General features: G+C 61.2%; 17 protein-coding genes. 9 read left to right on the top strand and 8 right to left on the bottom strand.

The features are described from left to right. Nucleotides 1-33 precede the first annotated feature (33 nt). From aguA to NPS56_RS13845, 3 genes are all read right to left on the bottom strand, one after another. Nucleotides 34-1,140 (bottom strand): agmatine deiminase, encoded by a 1,107-nt coding sequence (gene aguA / locus NPS56_RS13855; protein ID WP_274075111.1) that lies wholly within the window; start codon nt 1,138-1,140, stop codon nt 34-36. A 5-nt stretch (nt 1,141-1,145) separates the two neighbouring features. Next, nucleotides 1,146-2,024 (bottom strand): N-carbamoylputrescine amidase, encoded by an 879-nt coding sequence (gene aguB / locus NPS56_RS13850; RefSeq protein ID WP_046815314.1) that lies wholly within the window; start codon nt 2,022-2,024, stop codon nt 1,146-1,148. A gap of 265 nt (nt 2,025-2,289) precedes the next feature. Beyond that, nucleotides 2,290-5,202: an aminotransferase gene (locus NPS56_RS13845; RefSeq protein WP_274075110.1), complete on the bottom strand. Its 2,913-nt coding sequence runs from the start codon at nt 5,200-5,202 to the stop codon at nt 2,290-2,292. A 186-nt stretch (nt 5,203-5,388) separates the two neighbouring features. Between NPS56_RS13845 and rfbC the strand changes: the two genes are divergently transcribed. The 4 genes from rfbC to NPS56_RS13825 all read left to right on the top strand — a co-directional run bounded on the left by rfbC (nt 5,389) and on the right by NPS56_RS13825 (nt 9,715). Continuing rightward, entirely contained in the window at nt 5,389-5,937 is a 549-nt protein-coding gene (gene rfbC, locus NPS56_RS13840; protein WP_274075109.1) for a dTDP-4-dehydrorhamnose 3,5-epimerase, read from the top strand. An 82-nt stretch (nt 5,938-6,019) separates the two neighbouring features. Beyond that, on the top strand, nt 6,020-7,828 hold the full coding sequence (locus tag NPS56_RS13835; protein ID WP_274075108.1) for a sensor histidine kinase: 1,809 nt from the start codon (nt 6,020-6,022) through the stop codon (nt 7,826-7,828). Next, on the top strand, nt 7,825-9,219 hold the full coding sequence (locus NPS56_RS13830) for a sigma-54-dependent transcriptional regulator (protein WP_274075107.1): 1,395 nt from the start codon (nt 7,825-7,827) through the stop codon (nt 9,217-9,219). Before NPS56_RS13835 ends, NPS56_RS13830 begins: the two co-directional genes overlap by 4 nt. 40 nt (nt 9,220-9,259) lie before the next feature. Next, nucleotides 9,260-9,715, top strand: a complete 456-nt coding sequence (locus tag NPS56_RS13825) for a YiiD C-terminal domain-containing protein (RefSeq protein WP_274075106.1) — start codon at nt 9,260-9,262, stop codon at nt 9,713-9,715. A 63-nt stretch (nt 9,716-9,778) separates the two neighbouring features. On the opposite strand, the gene cysQ is transcribed toward NPS56_RS13825, so the two are convergent. Further along, on the bottom strand, nt 9,779-10,606 hold the full coding sequence (cysQ, locus tag NPS56_RS13820) for a 3'(2'),5'-bisphosphate nucleotidase CysQ (protein ID WP_274075105.1): 828 nt from the start codon (nt 10,604-10,606) through the stop codon (nt 9,779-9,781). Continuing rightward, a complete protein-coding gene (gene nudE / locus NPS56_RS13815; protein WP_274075104.1) occupies nt 10,603-11,169 on the bottom strand; it encodes an ADP compounds hydrolase NudE in 567 nt (188 codons plus the stop codon). The genes cysQ and nudE overlap by 4 nt, the downstream gene beginning before the upstream one ends. 90 nt (nt 11,170-11,259) lie before the next feature. On the opposite strand from nudE, the gene yrfG reads away from it, so the two are divergent. After that, a complete protein-coding gene (yrfG, locus tag NPS56_RS13810) occupies nt 11,260-11,922 on the top strand; it encodes a GMP/IMP nucleotidase (RefSeq protein WP_274075103.1) in 663 nt (220 codons plus the stop codon). A 99-nt stretch (nt 11,923-12,021) separates the two neighbouring features. On the opposite strand, the gene lysM is transcribed toward yrfG, so the two are convergent. Then, nucleotides 12,022-12,471 (bottom strand): peptidoglycan-binding protein LysM, encoded by a 450-nt coding sequence (lysM, locus tag NPS56_RS13805; RefSeq protein WP_274075102.1) that lies wholly within the window; start codon nt 12,469-12,471, stop codon nt 12,022-12,024. A 128-nt stretch (nt 12,472-12,599) separates the two neighbouring features. On the opposite strand from lysM, the gene NPS56_RS13800 reads away from it, so the two are divergent. The 4 genes from NPS56_RS13800 (at nt 12,600) to NPS56_RS13785 (ending at nt 17,616) form a co-directional block, all read left to right on the top strand. Beyond that, nucleotides 12,600-13,487, top strand: a complete 888-nt coding sequence (locus NPS56_RS13800) for a LysR family transcriptional regulator (protein WP_274075101.1) — start codon at nt 12,600-12,602, stop codon at nt 13,485-13,487. Nucleotides 13,488-13,579: 92 nt separating this feature from the next. Next, nucleotides 13,580-14,419: a formate dehydrogenase accessory sulfurtransferase FdhD gene (fdhD, locus tag NPS56_RS13795; protein WP_274075100.1), complete on the top strand. Its 840-nt coding sequence runs from the start codon at nt 13,580-13,582 to the stop codon at nt 14,417-14,419. Further along, nucleotides 14,416-16,764 (top strand): FdhF/YdeP family oxidoreductase, encoded by a 2,349-nt coding sequence (locus tag NPS56_RS13790; protein WP_274075099.1) that lies wholly within the window; start codon nt 14,416-14,418, stop codon nt 16,762-16,764. Before fdhD ends, NPS56_RS13790 begins: the two co-directional genes overlap by 4 nt. A 354-nt stretch (nt 16,765-17,118) precedes the next feature. Further along, complete coding sequence (locus tag NPS56_RS13785) at nt 17,119-17,616, top strand: glycine zipper domain-containing protein (RefSeq protein WP_274075098.1); 498 nt, start codon at nt 17,119-17,121, stop codon at nt 17,614-17,616. Between the two features lie 70 nt (nt 17,617-17,686). Here the strand turns inward: NPS56_RS13785 and NPS56_RS13780 are convergent, their stop codons facing one another. Both NPS56_RS13780 and NPS56_RS13775 read right to left on the bottom strand, forming a co-directional pair. Beyond that, nucleotides 17,687-18,106: an acyl-CoA thioesterase gene (locus NPS56_RS13780; RefSeq protein WP_274075097.1), complete on the bottom strand. Its 420-nt coding sequence runs from the start codon at nt 18,104-18,106 to the stop codon at nt 17,687-17,689. 147 nt (nt 18,107-18,253) lie between these two features. Beyond that, nucleotides 18,254-19,480 (bottom strand): 3-hydroxyacyl-CoA dehydrogenase, encoded by a 1,227-nt coding sequence (locus NPS56_RS13775; RefSeq protein ID WP_274075096.1) that lies wholly within the window; start codon nt 19,478-19,480, stop codon nt 18,254-18,256. Nucleotides 19,481-19,506: the final 26 nt, after the last annotated feature.

Below are 19,506 nucleotides of genomic sequence, written 5' to 3'. Positions count from 1 at the left end.
TTTCGCTACAAACTCAAGCTGTTACAACTGCACTCACTCTTTGTACGGTGCTGGCTGTTGTTGGGTAAGGCAGTGAATGTTGCCGCCTCCCAGTAACAGTTCACGGCCAGGCACCATGACCACTTCATGCTGGGGGAACAGGTTCTGCAAAATTTCTTTTGCAGGACCATCGAGCGGGTCGTCGAAACTCGGGGCGATGATGCCGCCGTTGACGATCAGGAAGTTCACATACGAACCGGCCAGACGCACGCTCGGATTGCGTTCCTGGGTGCCATGCACCGGGTCGACACCTGCGCATTCTTCCTCGGTCGCATACAGCGGCCCTGGAATTGGCATCTTGTGCACCGTAAATGGGCGACCTTTGGCGTCGGTGCTGTTTTGCAGCACTTTCATCGCGGCCTGGCAGCGTGGGTAGTTCGGGTCCTGTGGATCGTCGGTCCAGGCCAGCAGCACCTCTCCCGGACGCACGTAGCAGCAGAAGTTATCCACATGGCCGTCGGTTTCGTCGTTGAACAAGCCGTCCGGCAACCAGATGATCTTATCCACAGCCAGATGCGCGCTGAGCACCGCTTCGATTTCCGCACGGTTCAGGTGCGGGTTGCGATTGCGGTTGAGCAGGCACTCTTCGGTGGTGATCAGCGTGCCTTCGCCATCGACATGGATCGAGCCGCCTTCAAGCACGAAGCCCTCGGTGCGGTAGCGTTGGCTGCGCTCGATCTCGAGGATCTTGCCGCCCACCTGCGAGTCGCGGTTCCACGGCGAATACAGGCCACCGTCAAAACCGCCCCACGAGTTGAAGTCCCAGTTCACGCCGCGGACTTCGCCGTTGTTGTTGATGACGAACGTCGGTCCTGTGTCCCGGACCCAGGCATCGTCGCTGGACATCTCGACCACGCGGATATTGGGTACGTCAAGGCGGGCACGGGCGTTTTCGTACTGGCCGGCGGACACCGCCACGGTGACCGGTTCGAAACGGGCGATGGCCTTGGCCACCGCCATGTGCGCGGCTTGCGCCGGCTTGCCGCCCAGGCGCCAGTTGTCCGGACGCTCGGGCCAGATCATCCAGGTCTGGGTTTGTGGTGCCCACTCGGCCGGCATGTAGAAGCCGTCTGCGCGAGGGGTGCTGCTCAAAGTGGTCATGTCGATCAGGACTCCAGGGAACCGTCGAGGGTTTTCAGCGCGCTGTACAGGTTCGGACGACGGTCACGGAACGAGCCCCACGCGCTACGGATGTGTTCCAGTTGGTCGAGGTCGAAGGTGTGAACCAGGATGCCTTCTTCGGTTTCGTTGAGTTCCTGCACCTTCTCGCCGAACTGGTTGGCGATGAACGACGAACCATAGAAGGTAATGTCGTAGCCGTCTTGTTCTTCGTTGCCGATGCGGTTACTGGCGATCAGCGGCATCAGGTTAGCGCCGGCGTGGCCCTGTTGCACGCGTTGCCAGTGATCACGGGACGAAATGGTCTTGTCGTGCGGCTCGCTGCCGATGGCGGTCGGGTAGAACAGGATTTCCGCGCCTTGCAACGCCATGCTGCGCGCAGCCTCGGGGAACCACTGGTCCCAGCAGATGCCCACGCCGATTTTCGCGTAGCGGGTGTTCCACACCTTGAAGCCGGTATCGCCCGGGTTGAAGTAGTACTTCTCGTGGTAGCCAGGGCCATCTGGAATGTGGCTTTTACGATAAATCCCGAGATTGCTGCCGTCGGCGTCGATGATCGCAATGCTGTTGAAACGCGCACGGCCTGCCAGTTCGTAGAAGCTGATCGGCAGCACTACTTGCAGTTCCCTGGCGACTTTCTGGAAGTGCTTGATGGCGACGTTGTCTTCGACCGTCGTCGCCAGTTGCAGGTAATCCGGGTTCGGCTTCTGGCAGAAGTACGGCGCTTCGAACAGTTCCTGGATCAGGATGATCTGCGCGCCCTTGGCGGCGGCTTCGCGGACCAGCCTTTCTGCGACCTCGATATTGCCTTCAAGGTCCCAGGAACAGGCCATCTGGGTGGCGGCGACGGTAACGTTACGGCTCATGAATCATCTCCGGGCAAGTGCGTGACGGTCGGGCATGGTTGATCCACACCCTGGCATTGGCGACTTTATAGCCGATAAATATCGGCTTTAGAAGCGACAGATAAGCAATGCGTCTAAAATTTCACACTTAAACCCGATAACAATCGAATTAACACCACCACTCCCTGTAGGAGCGAGCTTGCTCGCGAAAGCGGTCATTCAGACAAGAATTCGTGGCTGACACGGCCTCTTCGCGAGCAAGCTCGCTCCTACAGTGAGTATGTGTTTACAGACCCTCCGCGAGCACCTTCGAGAGCATATCCACGAAGAAATCCACGCTCTGGCGCGTAGTGACCATCGGTGGCTTGATCTTCAGCACGTTCAGGAAATCGCCAGTCGGTTGCATGAAGATCCCCAGCTCGCGCAAGCGATCGCACAACGCCGTGGTTTCCTCGGTGGCCGGCTCCAGGGTTTCACGGTTGCGGATCAACTCCACCCCCAGATAAAACCCGGAACCATGCACCGCGCCGACCAACGGATGAATATCGATCAGCGCTTCAAGACGCTCCTTGAAGTACCCGCCGACCACCTGGGCGTTTTCCCAGAGCTTTTCCTCTTCCATCACATCCAGCACCGCCATGCCGATCTGGCAACTGACCGGGCTGCCACCGGCAGACGAGAAGAAATAGCCCTCGGCCTCCAGCGCTTCGGCAATTTCCCGGCGGGTGATCACTGCACCCAGGGGCTGGCCGTTACCCATGCCCTTGGCCATGGTGATGATGTCCGGCACCACGCCCTGCTCTTCGAACCCCCAGAAGAAATCGCCCATGCGCCCGTAACCCACTTGCACTTCGTCGGCGATGCACACGCCGCCTTGGGCGCGGACCATTGCGTAAACCTGCTGCAAGTACCCCGGCGGCAGTGAAATACCACCGGCATTGCCGTACACAGGCTCGCAAATGAAACCGGCCAGTTGACGCTTTTGCTCGGCGATTTTCGCCAGGTTGTGTTCGACGCTGCGCACGTAGTCCGGCGTGCTGTCAGGGCCGCGGAATTCGCCGCGATAGGTATTCGGCGCGATCACCGGGTGCACCCAGTCCGGACGGCTGCTCAAGGCCTTGGGGTTGTCGGCGATCGAAGTCGAGACCGCATCCGCGCCTACCGTCCAGCCGTGATAGGCCTCCAGCACGCTGAGCATGTCGCGCCCGCCGCTGTAGGCCCACGCCAGGCGAATGGCCAGGTCGTTGGCCTCGCTGCCGCTGTTGACCAGGAACACCCTATCCATGCCCTCTGGCGACAGTTTCAGCAAACGCTCGGAGAATTCGGCCACCGCCGCATAGTTGAACCGCGAGTTGGTGTTGAGCAACGACCACTGACGGCTGGCAACCGCCGCCATGCGCGGATGGCCGTGGCCGAGTACCGCAACGTTGTTGAGCATGTCGAGGTAGGAGCGGCCCTGCATGTCGATCAGGTGGTTGCGCCAGCCGCGTTCGATGCGCGGCGGGTCGACGTAATAGTGTTTTTGCGTACGGGCGAAACTGGCGTCGCGCCGAGCCAGCAAGGTCTGCGAATCGAGTTCTTCCTGCGCATCGCACGCCAGGCCCAGCAGCGTCGCCGGCGACGGGCAAAGCGCTTGCCAGGCGGCGGCGCGCGAAGGTGTGCAGAACAGCGGCGCACTGATCGACGCACTTCGGCACAACTGCACGATCAACGGCCCGCTGACCGAGCCCAGCACCTGGCCTTTTACTAGCGCCGCACCGCTGTGCAGCGATGGCGTTACGCCCCACAACCGCACACTCAGTTGCGGACCATCCAGTTGCAGCACCCCGGCCATCGGCTGGTGCACCACCCCGGCAAACGGCGCTTCGACTGCCGTGCCATGGGGCACGCGCAACTCGACGTGCAAGGGACAAGTGTCCGGTTCGCCGGCAGTGTCCGGGCGCGTGCGCGACAACCGATATTGCCCATAACGACTGGCCGCCAGGCCGTGGGCAGCGGAGGCTTCGTCCAACAGGCGCTGATCGATGCCTTCCTGCTCCCAGTTACCGGCCTCGAAATGCGGGCTGAGCACGCCCAGGTCGATCAACGCAAACTCGCGCCCCACCAGACTCGGCAGCAGCGGTGCGAAACCGTCGCTGCCAATGTCCGGCAGGCGCTGTCCGACGGCCGACAGGATGGCCGCTTCCATCAGCGCCAACGGCACCGAGGTGGCCACACGGAAAATTTCCCACTCGTGGACCAGGTTGTCGCGGCTATAGGCATTGCCCGGATCGATGCTGACCTGCTGTTCGCCACTGAGCACCAGTACTGCCGCGCGGGCGACGATCAGCGGCCACAGCGCCAGCAGTTCTTCGTGTTGCAGCGGATTGACCGCGTGATAGGCCTGCACCGTCGGCAAAATGCAGAAGGGATCGCCTCCGCCATGATGCAGCAACGCGGCACAGGTCACCGACAGGTCGGTAATGCGCCAGGTGCGGATCAGGTCACCGAAATCGATCACGCCTTGCAACTGCCAATGGCGTTGCGCATCGCGCTGCCAGACCACGTTGTCGTCGGTGATGTCCATGTGAATGGCTTGCACGGGCAACTTGTCTTGCAGTGGCAACAAATGGCGCTCTGCCTGTTCGCACGCTTCAACGATCAAGCGGCGCTGGGTTTCATCCTTGATCACCGGCAGCAAATGGGCGATCAGCGCATGGGCGTGGCGCGCGTCCCACTGCAGGGTGCGCACCAGCCCCGGATGGTCAAAATCCGCCAGTGCGAGGTCCATTTCACCGCACAGCCGCCCGAAACCGGCCACCACCGTGCGATTGAAATGTTCGAGGTGCGTCAGCGATTGTCCTTCGATGTAATCCAGCAGACGCACATGCACCGCTTGGCCTGCGACCTCCAGGGACAACAGGTCCGCACCGTTTTTCGCCGCAATCACCCGCGGCACATGGACGTCAGGATGCTCAGCCAGGTGCTTGAGCCCGGCATGCTGGGCTTGCAGCTCGAGCGCCGAATAGTCGCCCCGGCAGATTTTCAGGACAAACCGCCCCTGATCGCTGTCGACGCGAAAATTCAGATCCTGCTGGCTGCCCAGGGGCTGTAATCTTGCGCTAAGCCCGTAATGCGCCTGCAGCAGCTCTAGCGCTTGCTCCGCTGACACTTGCGGGCTGGGCAAACTGGCGCGATGAATCAACGTGGCGAGCGGCATACAACGACCCCTGAAATTTTATTAGGCGCCTATATCGCCACTGCTCAAGGCGATACGCAACCCCCTTGAAACGGCTGGCAAGCGGCTGGATCGGTCAACTACCAAGAAAAAAACCACATGACACTCGCCCTTGCAGGCACTCTAGGCAAGAATGGCGACCATCAATGCCCATCGTTGGAGAAACCCATGAATGTTGTGACCACCGACCTGCCCGGTGTTTTGATCATCGAGCCCAAGGTTTTCGGTGACGAACGGGGGTTTTTCTACGAAAGTTTCAACGCCAAGGCTTTCAAGGAAGCCACTGGCCTGAATACGCAATTCATTCAGGACAACCATTCGCGCTCGCAACAAGGCGTGCTGCGCGGGCTGCATTACCAACTGGAGAACACCCAGGACAAGCTGGTTCGGGCCTGCGCCGGGGAAATTCTTGATGTCGCCGTCGACGTGCGGCGCAGCTCGCCGCATTTCGGCAAATGGGTGGCCGTACGCCTTTCTGCGCAGAACAATCGCCAGCTGTGGATCCCCAAGGGTTTCGCCCACGGTTTCCTGGTGTTGAGTGATTTCGCCGAGGTTCTCTACAAAACCACCGAGTACTACAACCCGGTGGCCGAGCGCAGCATTCGTTGGGATGATCCGGACCTGGCCATCGAGTGGCCGCCGCTGGATACAGCGCCGCAACTGTCGGCCAGGGATCAGGCCGCCGCATTCTTCAAGGACGCCGACGTCTTCGACTGAAACGGCGGCGCCCTTTTCAGCGCGCAGACTGCGTCGGCAAGCCTAGGCATAATGCACCTGTACCCCCAGGCGCTCGATGCTCATGACTCCGACCCTTCCCCGCAGACCCCGCTGGCGCAGCCTGGCCCTGCTCGCGTTGTGCCTGGCGCCCTTGCTGTGGCCGCTGGAGCATCTGGCCGAGCGCTATTACCGTAGCGAACTGGCCGGGCAGAATCGCCAGACCCTCGATCTCTACGTCGCCAACCTGCTGGGCACCCTGCATCGTTATGAAGTATTGCCGCAGATCCTCGGCGACCTGCCAGCCCTGCGCGCCGTGCTTGGCGCGCCGGACGATGGCGTCACCCAGGGCAACGCCAACCGTCTGCTGAAAAACATCAGCACCCAGACCGGCGCCGAAGTCATGTACCTGATGGACACCACGGGCAAGACCCTGGCCGCCTCCAACTGGGATAAGCACGACAGCTTCGTCGGTCGTAACTTTGCCTTCCGGCCGTACTTCAGCGAAGCCATGGCCGGTCGACTCGGACGTTTTTTCGGCCTGGGCACCACGTCCGCCAAACGTGGCTACTTCTTCGCCGCTGCCGTGCGCGAGGGCGAGAAGATCACTGGCGTGCTGGTGGTCAAGGTCGACCTCGACCACACCGAAAGCCTGTGGGGCAAAACCCCGGAGCAACTGCTGCTGACCGATCACAACGGCGTGGTCATCCTCACCTCGCGCCCCGAATGGCGCTTTCGTTCGACCCGTGAGTTGAGCGAAGAAGAGCGCAAGGCAATCACCGCGATCCAGCCCTACCCCACCCGCGAACCCAAGCCGCTGAAGCTCAATCCCAACGCCTGGTTGACCCAGACCCAGGCGATCGCGGAAACCGGCTGGAACGTCAGCATCCTCGCCCCGCGCACCCTGATAGATCGCCCGGTGCGCACGGTGCTCGCCATCGGTGGCGCGACGCTGCTGGTGTTGATGCTGTTGCTCGGCCTGATGATGCAACGCCGCCGCCACTACCTGGAACGGATCGCCTTCGAAGCCAAGGCCCGGCGCGAACTGGAAGGCCGGGTGGCCGAGCGCACCAGTGATCTTGAGGGCCTCAACCGTCGACTCAAACAGGAAGTGCTGGAACGCGAACAGGCCCAGCAAGAACTGGTTCGCGCCCAGGATGACCTGGTGCAGGCCGGCAAGCTGTCGGCCCTGGGCACGATGTCGGCAAGCATCAGCCATGAACTCAACCAACCCTTGGCGGCCATCCGCAGCTACGCGGAAAACGCCGAAGTGCTGCTCGACCACCAGCGCACCGACGATGCCCGCGGCAATCTCAAGCTGATCAGCGAATTGACCGGCCGCATGGCGTCGATCATTGCTCACCTGCGCGCCTTTGCCCGGCGCGATCGCCATGCCCCGGAGAGCGTCGCCCTGCAACCGGCGCTGGACGATGCCCTGGCCTTGCTGGCCAAGCGTCGGCGCAGTATGGAAGTCGAGTTGATCCGCGACTTGCCCGCCGCCACTTTGTGGGTAGAGGCCGGAGAAACCCGCCTGCGCCAGGTGCTGGGCAACCTGCTGGCCAACGCCCTGGATGCCCTGACGGAAAAAGGCCCGCCGCGAAAACTCTGGTTGAGTGCCCAATCCACGGCCGATGGCGTCAACCTGTACATTCGCGACAACGGCCCCGGTTTCTGCCTGGAGGCCCTCGGCCGCGCCAGCGAGCCCTTCTACACCACCAAGACCCGCACCCAGGGCCTTGGATTGGGGCTGGCGATCTGCGAGACCCTGATGCGCGCCTTCGGCGGCGAACTGTCGTTCGCCAACCACAAGGAAGGCGGCGCCCTGATTACCCTTAAACTGCGCGCAGGCGCACCGGGTGTGAGCCTGCAACCGTCCGAGGACCGAAGTGCATGACCATCGACAACCGCATCCAGGTCGTGTTGATCGACGACGATCCCCATCTGCGCCAGGCCTTGAGCCAGACCCTGGACCTGGCCGGCCTGAAGATTCTGCCGCTGGCAGAAGCCAAGGGCCTGGCCGCGCAACTGGAGCGCGACTGGCCGGGCGTGGTCGTCAGCGATATCCGCATGCCGGGCATGGACGGCATCGAACTGCTGACCGAACTCCACGCCCAGGACCCGGAACTGCCGGTGCTGCTGATCACCGGCCACGGCGATGTGCCGCTGGCGGTGCAAGCCATGCGCGCCGGGGCCTATGACTTTCTGGAAAAACCCTTCGCCAGCGACGCCCTGCTCGACAGCGTTCGCCGCGCCCTGGCCCTGCGCCGACTGGTGCTGGACAACCGCAGCCTGCGCCTGGCCCTGAGCGATCGCAATGAATTGAGCACACGCCTGGTCGGACACTCGCCCTCGATGCTGCGCCTGCGCGAGCAAATCGGCGCCTTGGCGGCGACCCGGGCAGACGTGTTGATCCTCGGTGAGACCGGGGCCGGCAAAGAAGTGGTGGCCCGCGCGCTGCATGACCTGTCGAATCGGCGCAATGGTCCGTTCGTGGCGATCAATGCCGGGGCGCTGGCCGAGTCGGTGGTCGAAAGCGAGTTGTTCGGCCACGAGCCAGGCGCTTTCACCGGTGCGCAGAAACGCCGCATCGGCAAGTTCGAGTTTGCCAACGGCGGCACGCTGTTTCTCGATGAGATCGAAAGCATGAGCCTGGACGTCCAGGTGAAATTGCTGCGCTTGCTGCAAGAGCGGGTGGTCGAACGTCTGGGCGGCAATCAACTGATCCCGCTGGACATCCGCATCATCGCCGCCACCAAGGAAGACCTGCGTCAGGCCGCCGATCAGGGGCGCTTCCGCGCCGACCTGTACTATCGCCTGAACGTCGCGCCCCTGCGCATTCCGCCACTGCGCGAACGCGGTGAAGATGCGCTGATGCTGTTCCAGCATTTCGCCGATGAAGCCAGCGCCCGCCACGGCTTGCCGCCGCATGAACTGCAACCCGGGCAACGCGCCCTGCTGTTGCGCCACACTTGGCCTGGCAACGTGCGCGAACTGCAAAATGCGGCCGAACGCTTCGCCCTGGGCCTGGAACTGGCGCTGGATAACAACGAGGTGCAAGGCTCGGTTGGCACGACGGTAGACATGGTCAGCGGCGGGTTGAGCGAGCAGGTGGAAAACTTCGAAAAAACCCTGATTGCCGCGGAACTGGCGCGCTCGCACAGCTCGGTACGCAGCGTCGCCGAGGCGCTTGGCATTCCACGCAAGACCTTGCATGACAAATTGCGCAAGCACGGCCTGAGCTTTGCCGACAGCGGCACCTCCACCCATGGCGACGACCTCGATTGAGCTGCCGCCCACTCATCCACTACAAACAAGAGGCCCCTGAATGAGCCGCGACAGTCGTCAACTGGAATCCGTCCTCCACCACGACATTCCCCTCACCCGGGACATGGGCCTCAAGGTGCTCGACTGGCACGATCAGCAACTGCGCCTGTACTTGCCGCTGGACGCCAACGTCAACCACAAGAGCACCATGTTCGGCGGCAGCCTGTATTGCGGCGCGGTACTGGCCGGTTGGGGCTGGCTGCATTTACGCCTGAAAGAAGAAGGGATAAGCGACGGGCACATCGTTATTCAGGAAGGGCAGATCAACTACCCGCTGCCAGTGACAGGCGATGCACACGCCATTTGCCAGGCGCCGAGTGCGCAGGTGTGGAAGAAATTCCTGGCGATGTATCAGCGGTACGGACGGGCGCGATTGAGCCTGCATACGCGAGTGGTGAATGCGGGTAGCGATGAGGATGCGGTGAAGTTTGTCGGGCAATACGTGCTACACCGCTAACGCAAAAATCGCAGCCATACGAATACCCCTGTAGGAGCTGCCGCAGGCTGCGATCTTTTGATTTTAACCTCGAGCCAACGCCAACAACTGCTCCCGCCAAGCAGCCTTGGCCGGCAGCGCCAAAAAGAACTCATTCAAAAGCGACTCCCGCGCCGGATAACAGAACGGCGCCCCCTTCAAATCGAGCACCTCGCCACCCGCCCCTTCCAGCACGCCTTGAGCCGCTGCTGTATCCCACTGCGAAGTCGGCGCCAGGCGTGGATAACAATCCGCCGCCCCCTCGGCCAACAGGCAGAACTTCAGAGAACTGCCGATGTTGGCCAGTTCCAGTTCTCCCAGGCTGGCGCTCAACCCAGCCAGCAAGCGTTCCTGCTCTGGACTGGAATGGCGACGGCTGGCAACCACGGTGAACGGCTGACCGGGGGCCGGAACATCACGCACCGCAATCGCCACGGGCGTGCCACCTTGATCGCCACGCCACGCGCCGAACCCGGCACCACCGACATAGAAACGCCCGTTGGTCGGCATCGACACCACGCCAAATACCACGCGCCCCTGCTCGATCAACGCGATGTTGACGGTGAACTCTTCGCTGCCGGAAATGAATTCCTTGGTGCCGTCCAGCGGGTCCACCAGCCACCAGCGCTGCCATCCGGCGCGTACGCTCTGGGGGATGTTGGCGTCTTCCTCGGACAGCACCGGGATGCTCGGATCGAGTGCCGTCAGCCCGGCCAGGATCAGATGGTGAGCGGCCAGGTCTGCGGCCGTCACGGGTGAATCATCCGCCTTGGCGGTCACCTGCGTGCCGGTGCGCCAAAATGGCAGGATCGCATCGCCGGCCTGCAACGCCAGCTCGACCACCGGCGCCATCAATGGGTGGGGAAAATTCATGGCTGGAACACCCCGCGCTGGGTCAACAGGTCACGGGCCAGGTACAAGGCTGCCAAGGCCCGGCCTTCGGTGAACTTCGGGTTCTGCGCCAGCGCCGACAACTCGCGCAGGTTGACCTTGTCCACGCCCATCGGCTCAGGTTCGTCACCTTCCAGGCGTTCTTCGTACAGGTCAGTGGCCAAGACCACCTGGATTTTCTGGCTCATGTAACCGGGGGACAGCGACAGCTCGGTCAAATGCTCAAGCTGTCGCGCGCCAAAACCGGCTTCTTCCTTGAGCTCGCGCTCGGCTGCCGCCAGAACGTCCTCACCTGGCTCGATCAAGCCTTTGGGCAGCGAGAATTCGTATTCATCGGTACCACCGCAGTATTCCTCGACCAGGACAGCATGGTCCGCATCGAGCATCGCCACGATCATCACGGCGCCATAACCTGCACCCTTGCCGACCAGCCGCTCATAGGTGCGCTCCACGCCATTGGAAAAACGCAGCTTCAGTTCCTCGACGCAGAACAAACGGCTGGTGGCGACAATCTCGCGGGCGAGGATGGTGGGTTTCTGGCGCATGAGCGGCTCCTGGGCGATAGCGGGTTACTATACCCGGCCTATCCTGTTTGTTGTCCCCGGATACCTTTTTTTACCGCTGGAGAAGTTTTTATGTCCCTGCTGCCCTGGCGCGATATCGATACCGTTCTGCTGGACATGGACGGCACGCTGCTGGACCTGCACTTCGACAACCATTTCTGGCTGGAGCACCTGCCAAAGCGCTATGCCGAATGGCACGGAGTGAGTCGGGCCATGGCCGATATGGAACTGCAGCCCCTGTTTGAACGCAATGCTGGCCAGCTGCAGTGGTACTGCCTGGATTTCTGGAGTGCCGAACTGAAGCTGCCGGTGCGCGAGCTGAAACTGGAAACCGCTCATCTGATCGCCCTGCGCCCGGATGCGGACACCTTCCTGGCCGCGATCAAGCGTGCAGGCAAACGCGTGGTGCTGATCACCAACGCGCACCGCGATTCGCTGTCCTTGAAGCTGGAAAGAATCGAACTGGCACCCTATTTCGAGCGCCTGATCAGCTCCCACGATTACGGTTTCCCCAAGGAAAACCCGCAGTTCTGGGATGCCTTGCAGGCCGACATCGACTTCGACCCGGCGCGCAGCCTGTTTATCGACGATACCTTGCCGATCCTGCGCAGTGCGCGGGATTTTGGTGTGGGGCATTTGCTGGCCGTGAAAGAGCCGGACAGCCAAAAGGGGCCCAAGGACACCGCTGAATTTGCCGCAGTGGGTGATTATCGGGATTTGATAACCGGCCTTTGATTCCCTGTAGGAGCTGCCGAAGGCTGCGATCTTTTGACTGTGATCTTTAAAAACAAGATCAAAAGATCGCAGCCTGCGGCAGCCCTACAGAGCCTCACATTATTCGGGAATCCGCAACGATTGCCCCGGATAGATCTTGTTCACATCCTTGAGCATGGGTTTGTTGGCCTCGAAGATTTTGTTGTACAGGTTGGCATTGCCATACACGCGCAAGGAAATGGCACTCAGGGTGTCGCCCTTCTCGACCACAACAAACTTCGCCGCCACGACCACAGGTCCAGTAACAGTGATCTCGTCTTCAACACCGCTGACACCTGCCACATTGCCCAGGGCCAGGAGGATTTTCTCCTTCTCTTCCTGCGTATTCGCTTCGCCGCTGGCGATGACCTTATCGCCCTCGACCTTGACCTGAATCTTGGAAGTGTCGATCCCCGTCAACGCACTCTGCACATGCTTGGTCAACGCCTCGCTGTTGGCTTCGGCTTTGTCCGGCGTCAACGCATCGAGGATTTTTTCACCGGCTTCTTTTAGAAAACTGAACAGGCTCATTGTTTCGCTCTCCTTGGGTTTCGGGTTCCAGACGCAAAAGCCTAGACCACGGCAGTCATTTGCCAATCCAAACCGACCAATGACGCCGCTTGCGATAGAATCGCCCCTTCCCGCCTCCAGGAACGAAGATGGACATCAAGCAGCTGAAATTCCTCATCGCTCTGGACGAAACCCGCCATTTCGGCCAGGCCGCCGCGCGCTGCCACATTACCCAGCCGACCCTGTCCATGCGCCTGCGCAGCCTCGAAGAAGAACTCGACCTGCCGCTGGTCAATCGCGGCCAGCGCTTCGAAGGCTTCACTGCACCTGGCGAGCGGGTGCTGGCTTGGGCGCGCACCGTTCTGGCGGCCTATGATGGCCTGTACGCCGAGGCGGCCGCCTGTCGCGGTAACCTGGTCGGCACCCTGCGCCTGGGCGTGGTGCCGCTGTCGAGCTTCGATCCCTTGCCGCTGCTGCAACGCCTGCACACGGAACACCCGAACCTGCGCTTCGAACTCTCGGCACTGAGTTCCGAGCAGATCCTCGAACAACTGGCGAACAATCGCCTGGACCTCGGCGTGTCCTACCTCGAACGCCTGGATGCCGAGCGCTTCGATTCCCTGACCTTCAGTGAAACCCGCATGGGCCTGCTCTACGATCAGCGTTTCTTTACCTTTGGCGATACACCGCTGAGTTGGGAGTCGATGATCGAATTACCGCTGGGCATGCTCACCAGCGGCATGCACTTTCGCCAGTCCATCGACCACAACTTCCATAGTCGAGGGCTCAACCCGCAGCCTTTGTTGCAAACCGATGCCGTTCATCAACTGTTACAAGCTGTGCACGGTGGCTTGTGCTGCGCGGTGATGCCGTTGGACGGAGGCCTGGAAGGACTGACCGATCATTTGCGCCTGCAACCGATCGAAAACGCCCAGACCCTTGGCCGGCTGGGGCTGATCATGCGACGCAGCGCGCCACGCTCGGCCTTGGCGGAGGCCTGTTTTGCGCTTTATCAACAATCGTTGATCGGCGCTTGATCGACGGCATCTATCGGCAGATCAGTAATAGCGATTAGACGTGACAAGTTGCCGCGCCTAGTCTTAAAGCTGATCAAACCCTCGGTGATGCCATGAACGCCAAGCGCCCAGCCTGCGCGGCGCCTGCCCTCGAAACGCCCGCGCCCGACGCCAGCCAAACGTACAGCTACAGCAACCTCGAACATTCGGAGTCGGCCAGCACCGCGCTGGCCGAGGAAGTCGCACTGGCGATTGCCTATAACGGCATCAGCCAGGCGGTGATGCTGGTAACGCCCACGGACCTTGAAGACTTCATCGTCGGCTTCAGCCTGGGCAGCGGCATCATCCAGGACGCCACGGACATCTATGACCTGCAACTCAGCGGCTCGGGCTCGGCGCAGTACGCGCAAGTGACCATCGCCAATCGCGCGTTCTGGAACCTCAAGCAACAGCGTCGGCAACTGGCCGGTACCAGCGGTTGCGGGCTGTGCGGCGTGGAAGCGGTCGAGCAGGCATTGCCGGACCTCCAGGTATTGCCCGGCGCCCCGCTGCCACCCATTGAATGGCTCGATGGCCTGCGCCAGCGCATTGGCGCGTTCCAGCCGCTTGGCCAGCACTGCGGGGCGGTGCACGCGGCCGTGTTCATGAACGATCAGGGCCAACTGTTGCTGGGCCGTGAAGATATCGGCCGGCACAACGCCCTCGACAAATTGATCGGTGGCTTGATCCGGCAAAATATTCCGACGGCAGGCGGGCTGGCGATCGTCACCAGTCGCTGCAGCCTCGAATTGATCCAGAAAGTCTTGCGCGCCGGCATCCAGACCCTGGTCAGCCTGTCATCTCCGACAGGGCTCGCCGTGCAATGGGCCCGTCGCCACAACCTCAATCTCATCCATCTGCCACAAAAGAATGCGCCGCGGGTCTACAGCCCAGCGTTGGAGAACCAAGCGTGAGTCAACACCGTCAAGCCGACCAGAAACCTGTCCCTCGCTACAAACCCTACACAGGCCCGGCCGGAGGTTGGGGCGCACTGATCAGCGTCGCCCAGGCCTGGTTGACCAGCGACAACGCGCTGAAAAACCTGCGCATGATGCTCAAGACCAACAAGAACGGCGGCTTCGACTGTCCCGGCTGCGCCTGGGGTGACTCCAACGAAGCCGGCATGGTGATGTTCTGTGAGAACGGCGCCAAGGCGGTGAACTGGGAAGCGACCAAACGCCGCGTCGACGCCAGTTTTTTCGCCAAACACAGCGTCACTTCGCTGCTGGAGCAAAGCGACTACTGGCTTGAATATCAGGGCCGGCTGACCGAGCCGATGAGCTATGACGCCGAGACCGATCGCTACAAGCCGATCAGTTGGGACGCTGCCTTTGCGCTGATCGCCAAACACCTGAACGGCTTGGCGAGCCCGGACCAGGCCGAGTTCTATACTTCCGGCCGGGCCAGTAACGAAGCGGCTTTCTTGTACCAACTGTTCGTGCGCGCCTATGGCACCAACAACTTCCCCGACTGTTCGAACATGTGCCACGAAGCCAGCGGCGTTGCGTTGTCACAAAGTGTCGGCGTCGGCAAAGGCACCGTGACCTTCGACGACTTCGAACACGCCGATGCGATTTTCGTCTGGGGCCAGAACCCCGGCACCAACCATCCTCGGATGCTCGAACCGTTGCGTGAAGCGGTCAAACGCGGCGCGCAAGTGGTGTGCATCAACCCACTTAAAGAGCGTGGCCTGGAGCGCTTCCAGCACCCGCAACACCCGATCGAAATGCTCACCAATGGCGACAAACCGACCAACACCGCGTACTTCCGTCCGGCGCTGGGCGGCGACATGGCGATCATGCGGGGTATGGCGAAATTCCTGCTGCAATGGGAGCGTGATGCACAGAATGCGGGCGAGCCTGCGGTGTTCGATCACGCATTCCTCAATGAACACAGCGTCAATGTACTGGACTACCTGGCCGCCATCGACGAAACCCCATGGGAGCAGATCGTCGAGCAGTCCGGCCTGCCCCTGGTGGAAATCGAGCGAGCGGCGCGCATGTACGCCAAGGGCAAGAACGTCATCATGTGCTGGGCCATGGGCATCACCCAGCATCGCCATTCGGTCGCGACCATCCAGGAAATCGCCAACCTGATGTTGCTGCGCGGCAACATCGGACGGCCAGGCGCCGGCCTGTGCCCGGTGCGTGGCCACAGCAACGTGCAGGGCGACCGGACCATGGGCATCAACGAACGGCCACCCGTGGCGTTCCTTGATGCCCTGGAGCGTCGCTTCCAGATCAAGGTTCCGCGGGAAAACGGCCACAACGTGGTCGAGGCGATTCATGCCATGGCCGAAGGCCGGGCCAAAGTCTTCATCGGCCTGGGTGGCAACTTCGCTCAAGCCACCCCGGACAGCCCGCGCACCTTCCAGGCCCTGCGCAACTGCGACCTGACCGTGCAGATCAGCACCAAGCTTAACCGCAGCCATCTGACTCACGGCAAAGACGCCCTGATCCTGCCGTGCCTGGGCCGTACCGACATCGACATCCAGACTGAAGGCGCGCAAGCGGTGACTGTCGAAGATTCGTTCAGCATGGTCCACGCCTCCAACGGACAGTTGCAGCCACTGTCGAACCAGATGCGCTCGGAACCGGCGATCCTGGCCGGCATCGCCGCCGCGACCCTGGGCAGCCATCCGGTCGACTGGAACTGGCTGGTTGCCGACTACAGGCGCATCCGCGACTTGATTGCCGATACCATCCCAGGCTTCAAGGATTTCAACGAAAGGGTCAAGCACCCAGGCGGCTTCTACCTGGGCAACAGCGCCGGCGCGCGCAAGTGGAATACCGCATCCGGCCGGGCCAACTTCCGCCCGAACGCGCTGCCCAGGGATCTGGTTCACGAACGTACCCGCGCCACCGGTGTGTTGCCGGACCTGATCATGCAATCGATGCGCTCCCACGATCAGTACAACACCACGATCTATGGTCTCAATGACCGTTACCGCGGGGTTAAAGGCCAACGTGATGTGCTGTTCGTCAACGAAGCTGACATCATTCGCCTGGGCTTCAAGCCGGGGCAGAAGGCGGACATCGTGTCGATCTGGGATGATGGCCTGGAGCGACGGGTAAAGGGCTTCACGCTCTTGGCGTTCGATATCCCGGCGGGGCAAGCAGCGGCGTATTATCCGGAAGTGAATCCGCTGGTGCCGCTGGAGAGCACCGGGGATGGCAGCCATACACCAACGTCGAAGTTCGTGGCGATCCGGTTGGAAGCGGCGAGTGAGACTGGGTTGATCATGGCCAGGTCGGCCTGATTCGGCGTCTGGACTGGCGTCTTCGCGAGCAAGCCCGCTCCCACATTTGATCTTCAGCGAACACAGATTTTATGTACGCCTGGTATTCAATGTGGGAGCGGGCTTGCTCGCGAAAGCGGTGGATCATCCAACAAATAATCCGGATGAAACAGTTTCCCAACGCCCACAAAAAAGGCCGTTTTTCACAAAAACGGCCTGTCCGAAGTAACTAAAGACCGGCGAAAAACCATTAAGTTCCGCCCAAAAAACAGCAACTTATAGAAATGTGCTCAAGTCGTGTTACTCGTCGGATTTCGATTGTCACGCCCATGACACAGCCTCAGGATCGCGTCGTCATCCCCTTGAGGTTCCTCCATGAAGTTCTCCTCGATTCTCTTGTTGTCCCTTGGCCTGGTCAGTGGCATGGCCTCTGCTGGCGGCACCACCGAAGCAGGTGTGGGCGGCGCATTGGGCGGGGTTTTGGGCTCGGTCGTCGGCCAATCGCTGGGCGGCAATACAGGTTCCACCATCGGCGCGGCCCTGGGCGGCGCGGGTGGTAGCGCAGTCGGCGCAGACAAACGCAGCCGTGGCGAAGCCGCCATTGGCGGTGCGTTGGGCGCAGCAGGCGGTAACGTGGTTGGCCGCAGCGTTGGCGGCACCACCGGCAGCCTGATCGGCTCCGCAGCAGGCGGCGGTGCCGGTGGCGCGCTGGGTAACTATATGGGCAACAAAGCCGATGATGATGACGATGATCATGACGGTCGTCGATATCGCGGTCATGATGATCGTCGTTACTACCGTGACGGCCATCCAGGTCGCGGTCATGCGTATGGCCACCGCAAGCATCACAAGTACTATCGCCATCGTGACTGATCCCGGAATACCAGGCGGTTCACTGATAGATAAAATCGCAGCCCAAGGGCTGCGATTTTTTTTGCCCGTTTTAAACTACCAGGCGCTCCATCGCTCTGCGCAACCCGAGCGGAATCGCCACCGGCTGATTCGATGCCCGGTCGACGAACACATGCACGAAGCGCCCCGCCGCACAGGCCTCGTCTTCCCCTTGCTTGAACACCGCCAATTCGTACTGCACCGAGCTGCTGCCCAACTTGCCGACCCGCAAGCCGATCTCGATCCGATCCGGGAAGGCGATGGAAGCAAAGTAATCACAGGCCGAACTCACCACGAAACCCACCACCTCGCCATCGTGGATGTCCAGCCCACCGACTTCGATAAGGTAGGTGTTCACCGCCGTGTCGAAGTAGCTGTAGTAGGTGACGTTGTTGACGTGACCGTAGGCATCGTTGTCGTGCCAACGGGTGGTGATGGGTTGCAAGTGCGGGTAGTCGGAGCGTTGGGGCATCAGCGTTGATTCCTGGGGTTGGATGACCAATTTAAGGCGAAAAACCGGGTTATCGTTCTTCGCGAGCAAGCCCGCTCCCACAGTGGAACGCCTTCAACTGTGGGAGCGGGCTTGCTCGCGAAGGCGCCGGAACAGGCGCCATATCAATTACTTGTCGGCAAACCCTTTCCGCGCCGCCGCCAACTCACCAATCAACCGCGCCGGGCTCCAGTGATCGCCCTGGCGGGTCTCCAGTGCCAACAGCCGCTGATGAATATCCGCCAACCCCTGCTGATCCGCCCAGGCCATCGGCCCGCCCTTGTCCGCCGGGAACCCGTATCCGTTGAGGTAAACCAGATCGATGTCATGGGCCGATCCGGCGATGCCTTCCTGAAGAATCTTCGCGCCCTCATTGACCAGCGCCAGCAGGCAGCGCTCCAGGATTTCTTCCTGGCTTATCTCGCGACGATGGAACCCCAGCCCTTCGCTGACTTCCAGTACCAGCACATCGACCTGCGGGTCGTGCTCAGCCTGACGACTACCCGGTTCATAGTGGTAGAAGCCATCGCCGCTCTTCTGGCCAAAACGACCCAATTCACACAGACGGTTATCCACCTGCACCTCTGGCGCATCCTGCCCAACGCCGGACAGTTGCCGGGCACGCCATTGCAAATCGACGCCTACCACGTCGAACATGCGGAATGGCCCCATGGCGAAACCGAAACCTTGCAGCGCCGCATCCACCTGGTAAGGGTAAGCACCCTCCAGCAGCATTTTGCGCGCCTCCAGCACGTAGGTATTGAGCATGCGATTGCCGATGAAGCCGTCGCAATTGCCCGACACCACGCTGACCTTGCCCATGCGTTTGCCCAACACCAGTGCGGCCTCAAGCACCGCTGGTGCAGTCTGGGCACCACGGACAATTTCCAGCAGCTTCATGATGTGCGCCGGACTGAAAAAGTGCAGGCCCAGGACTTGTTGCGGACGGCGTGTAACGGCAGCGATGGCATCAATGTCCAGTGCTGAAGTATTGCTCGCCAGAATGGCTTCAGGTTTGAGCAGGCCATCCAGTTCGCGGAAGATTGACTGCTTGAGCTCGAGGTTTTCGTAAACGGCTTCGATCACCAGGTCGACGTCACGGATGGCCGCATAATTGGCCGCTGCCGTGACCCGCGCGATACGGGCATCGGCCTCGGCCTGATCGATGCGTTCTTGCCGAACACTATGGGCGTAGGTGTCCGCCACGGTGACCAGTGCCTGTTCAAGCATCTGCGGATTGTTATCGACCCATTGCACCGCCACCCCGGCGTTGGCCAGGCACATGACAATGCCACGGCCCATGGTGCCCGCGCCGATCACGGCTGCGCGCTGAATATCGAACGGTGTCTGGCTCATGTTCTGTTCTCTTGTTGGCGATCCGA

The sequence above is a fragment of the Pseudomonas putida genome, assembly GCF_028682635.1.
Lineage (GTDB): Bacteria > Pseudomonadota > Gammaproteobacteria > Pseudomonadales > Pseudomonadaceae > Aquipseudomonas > Aquipseudomonas putida_AE.
This window is presented reverse-complemented; position numbering and strand designations above follow the sequence as displayed.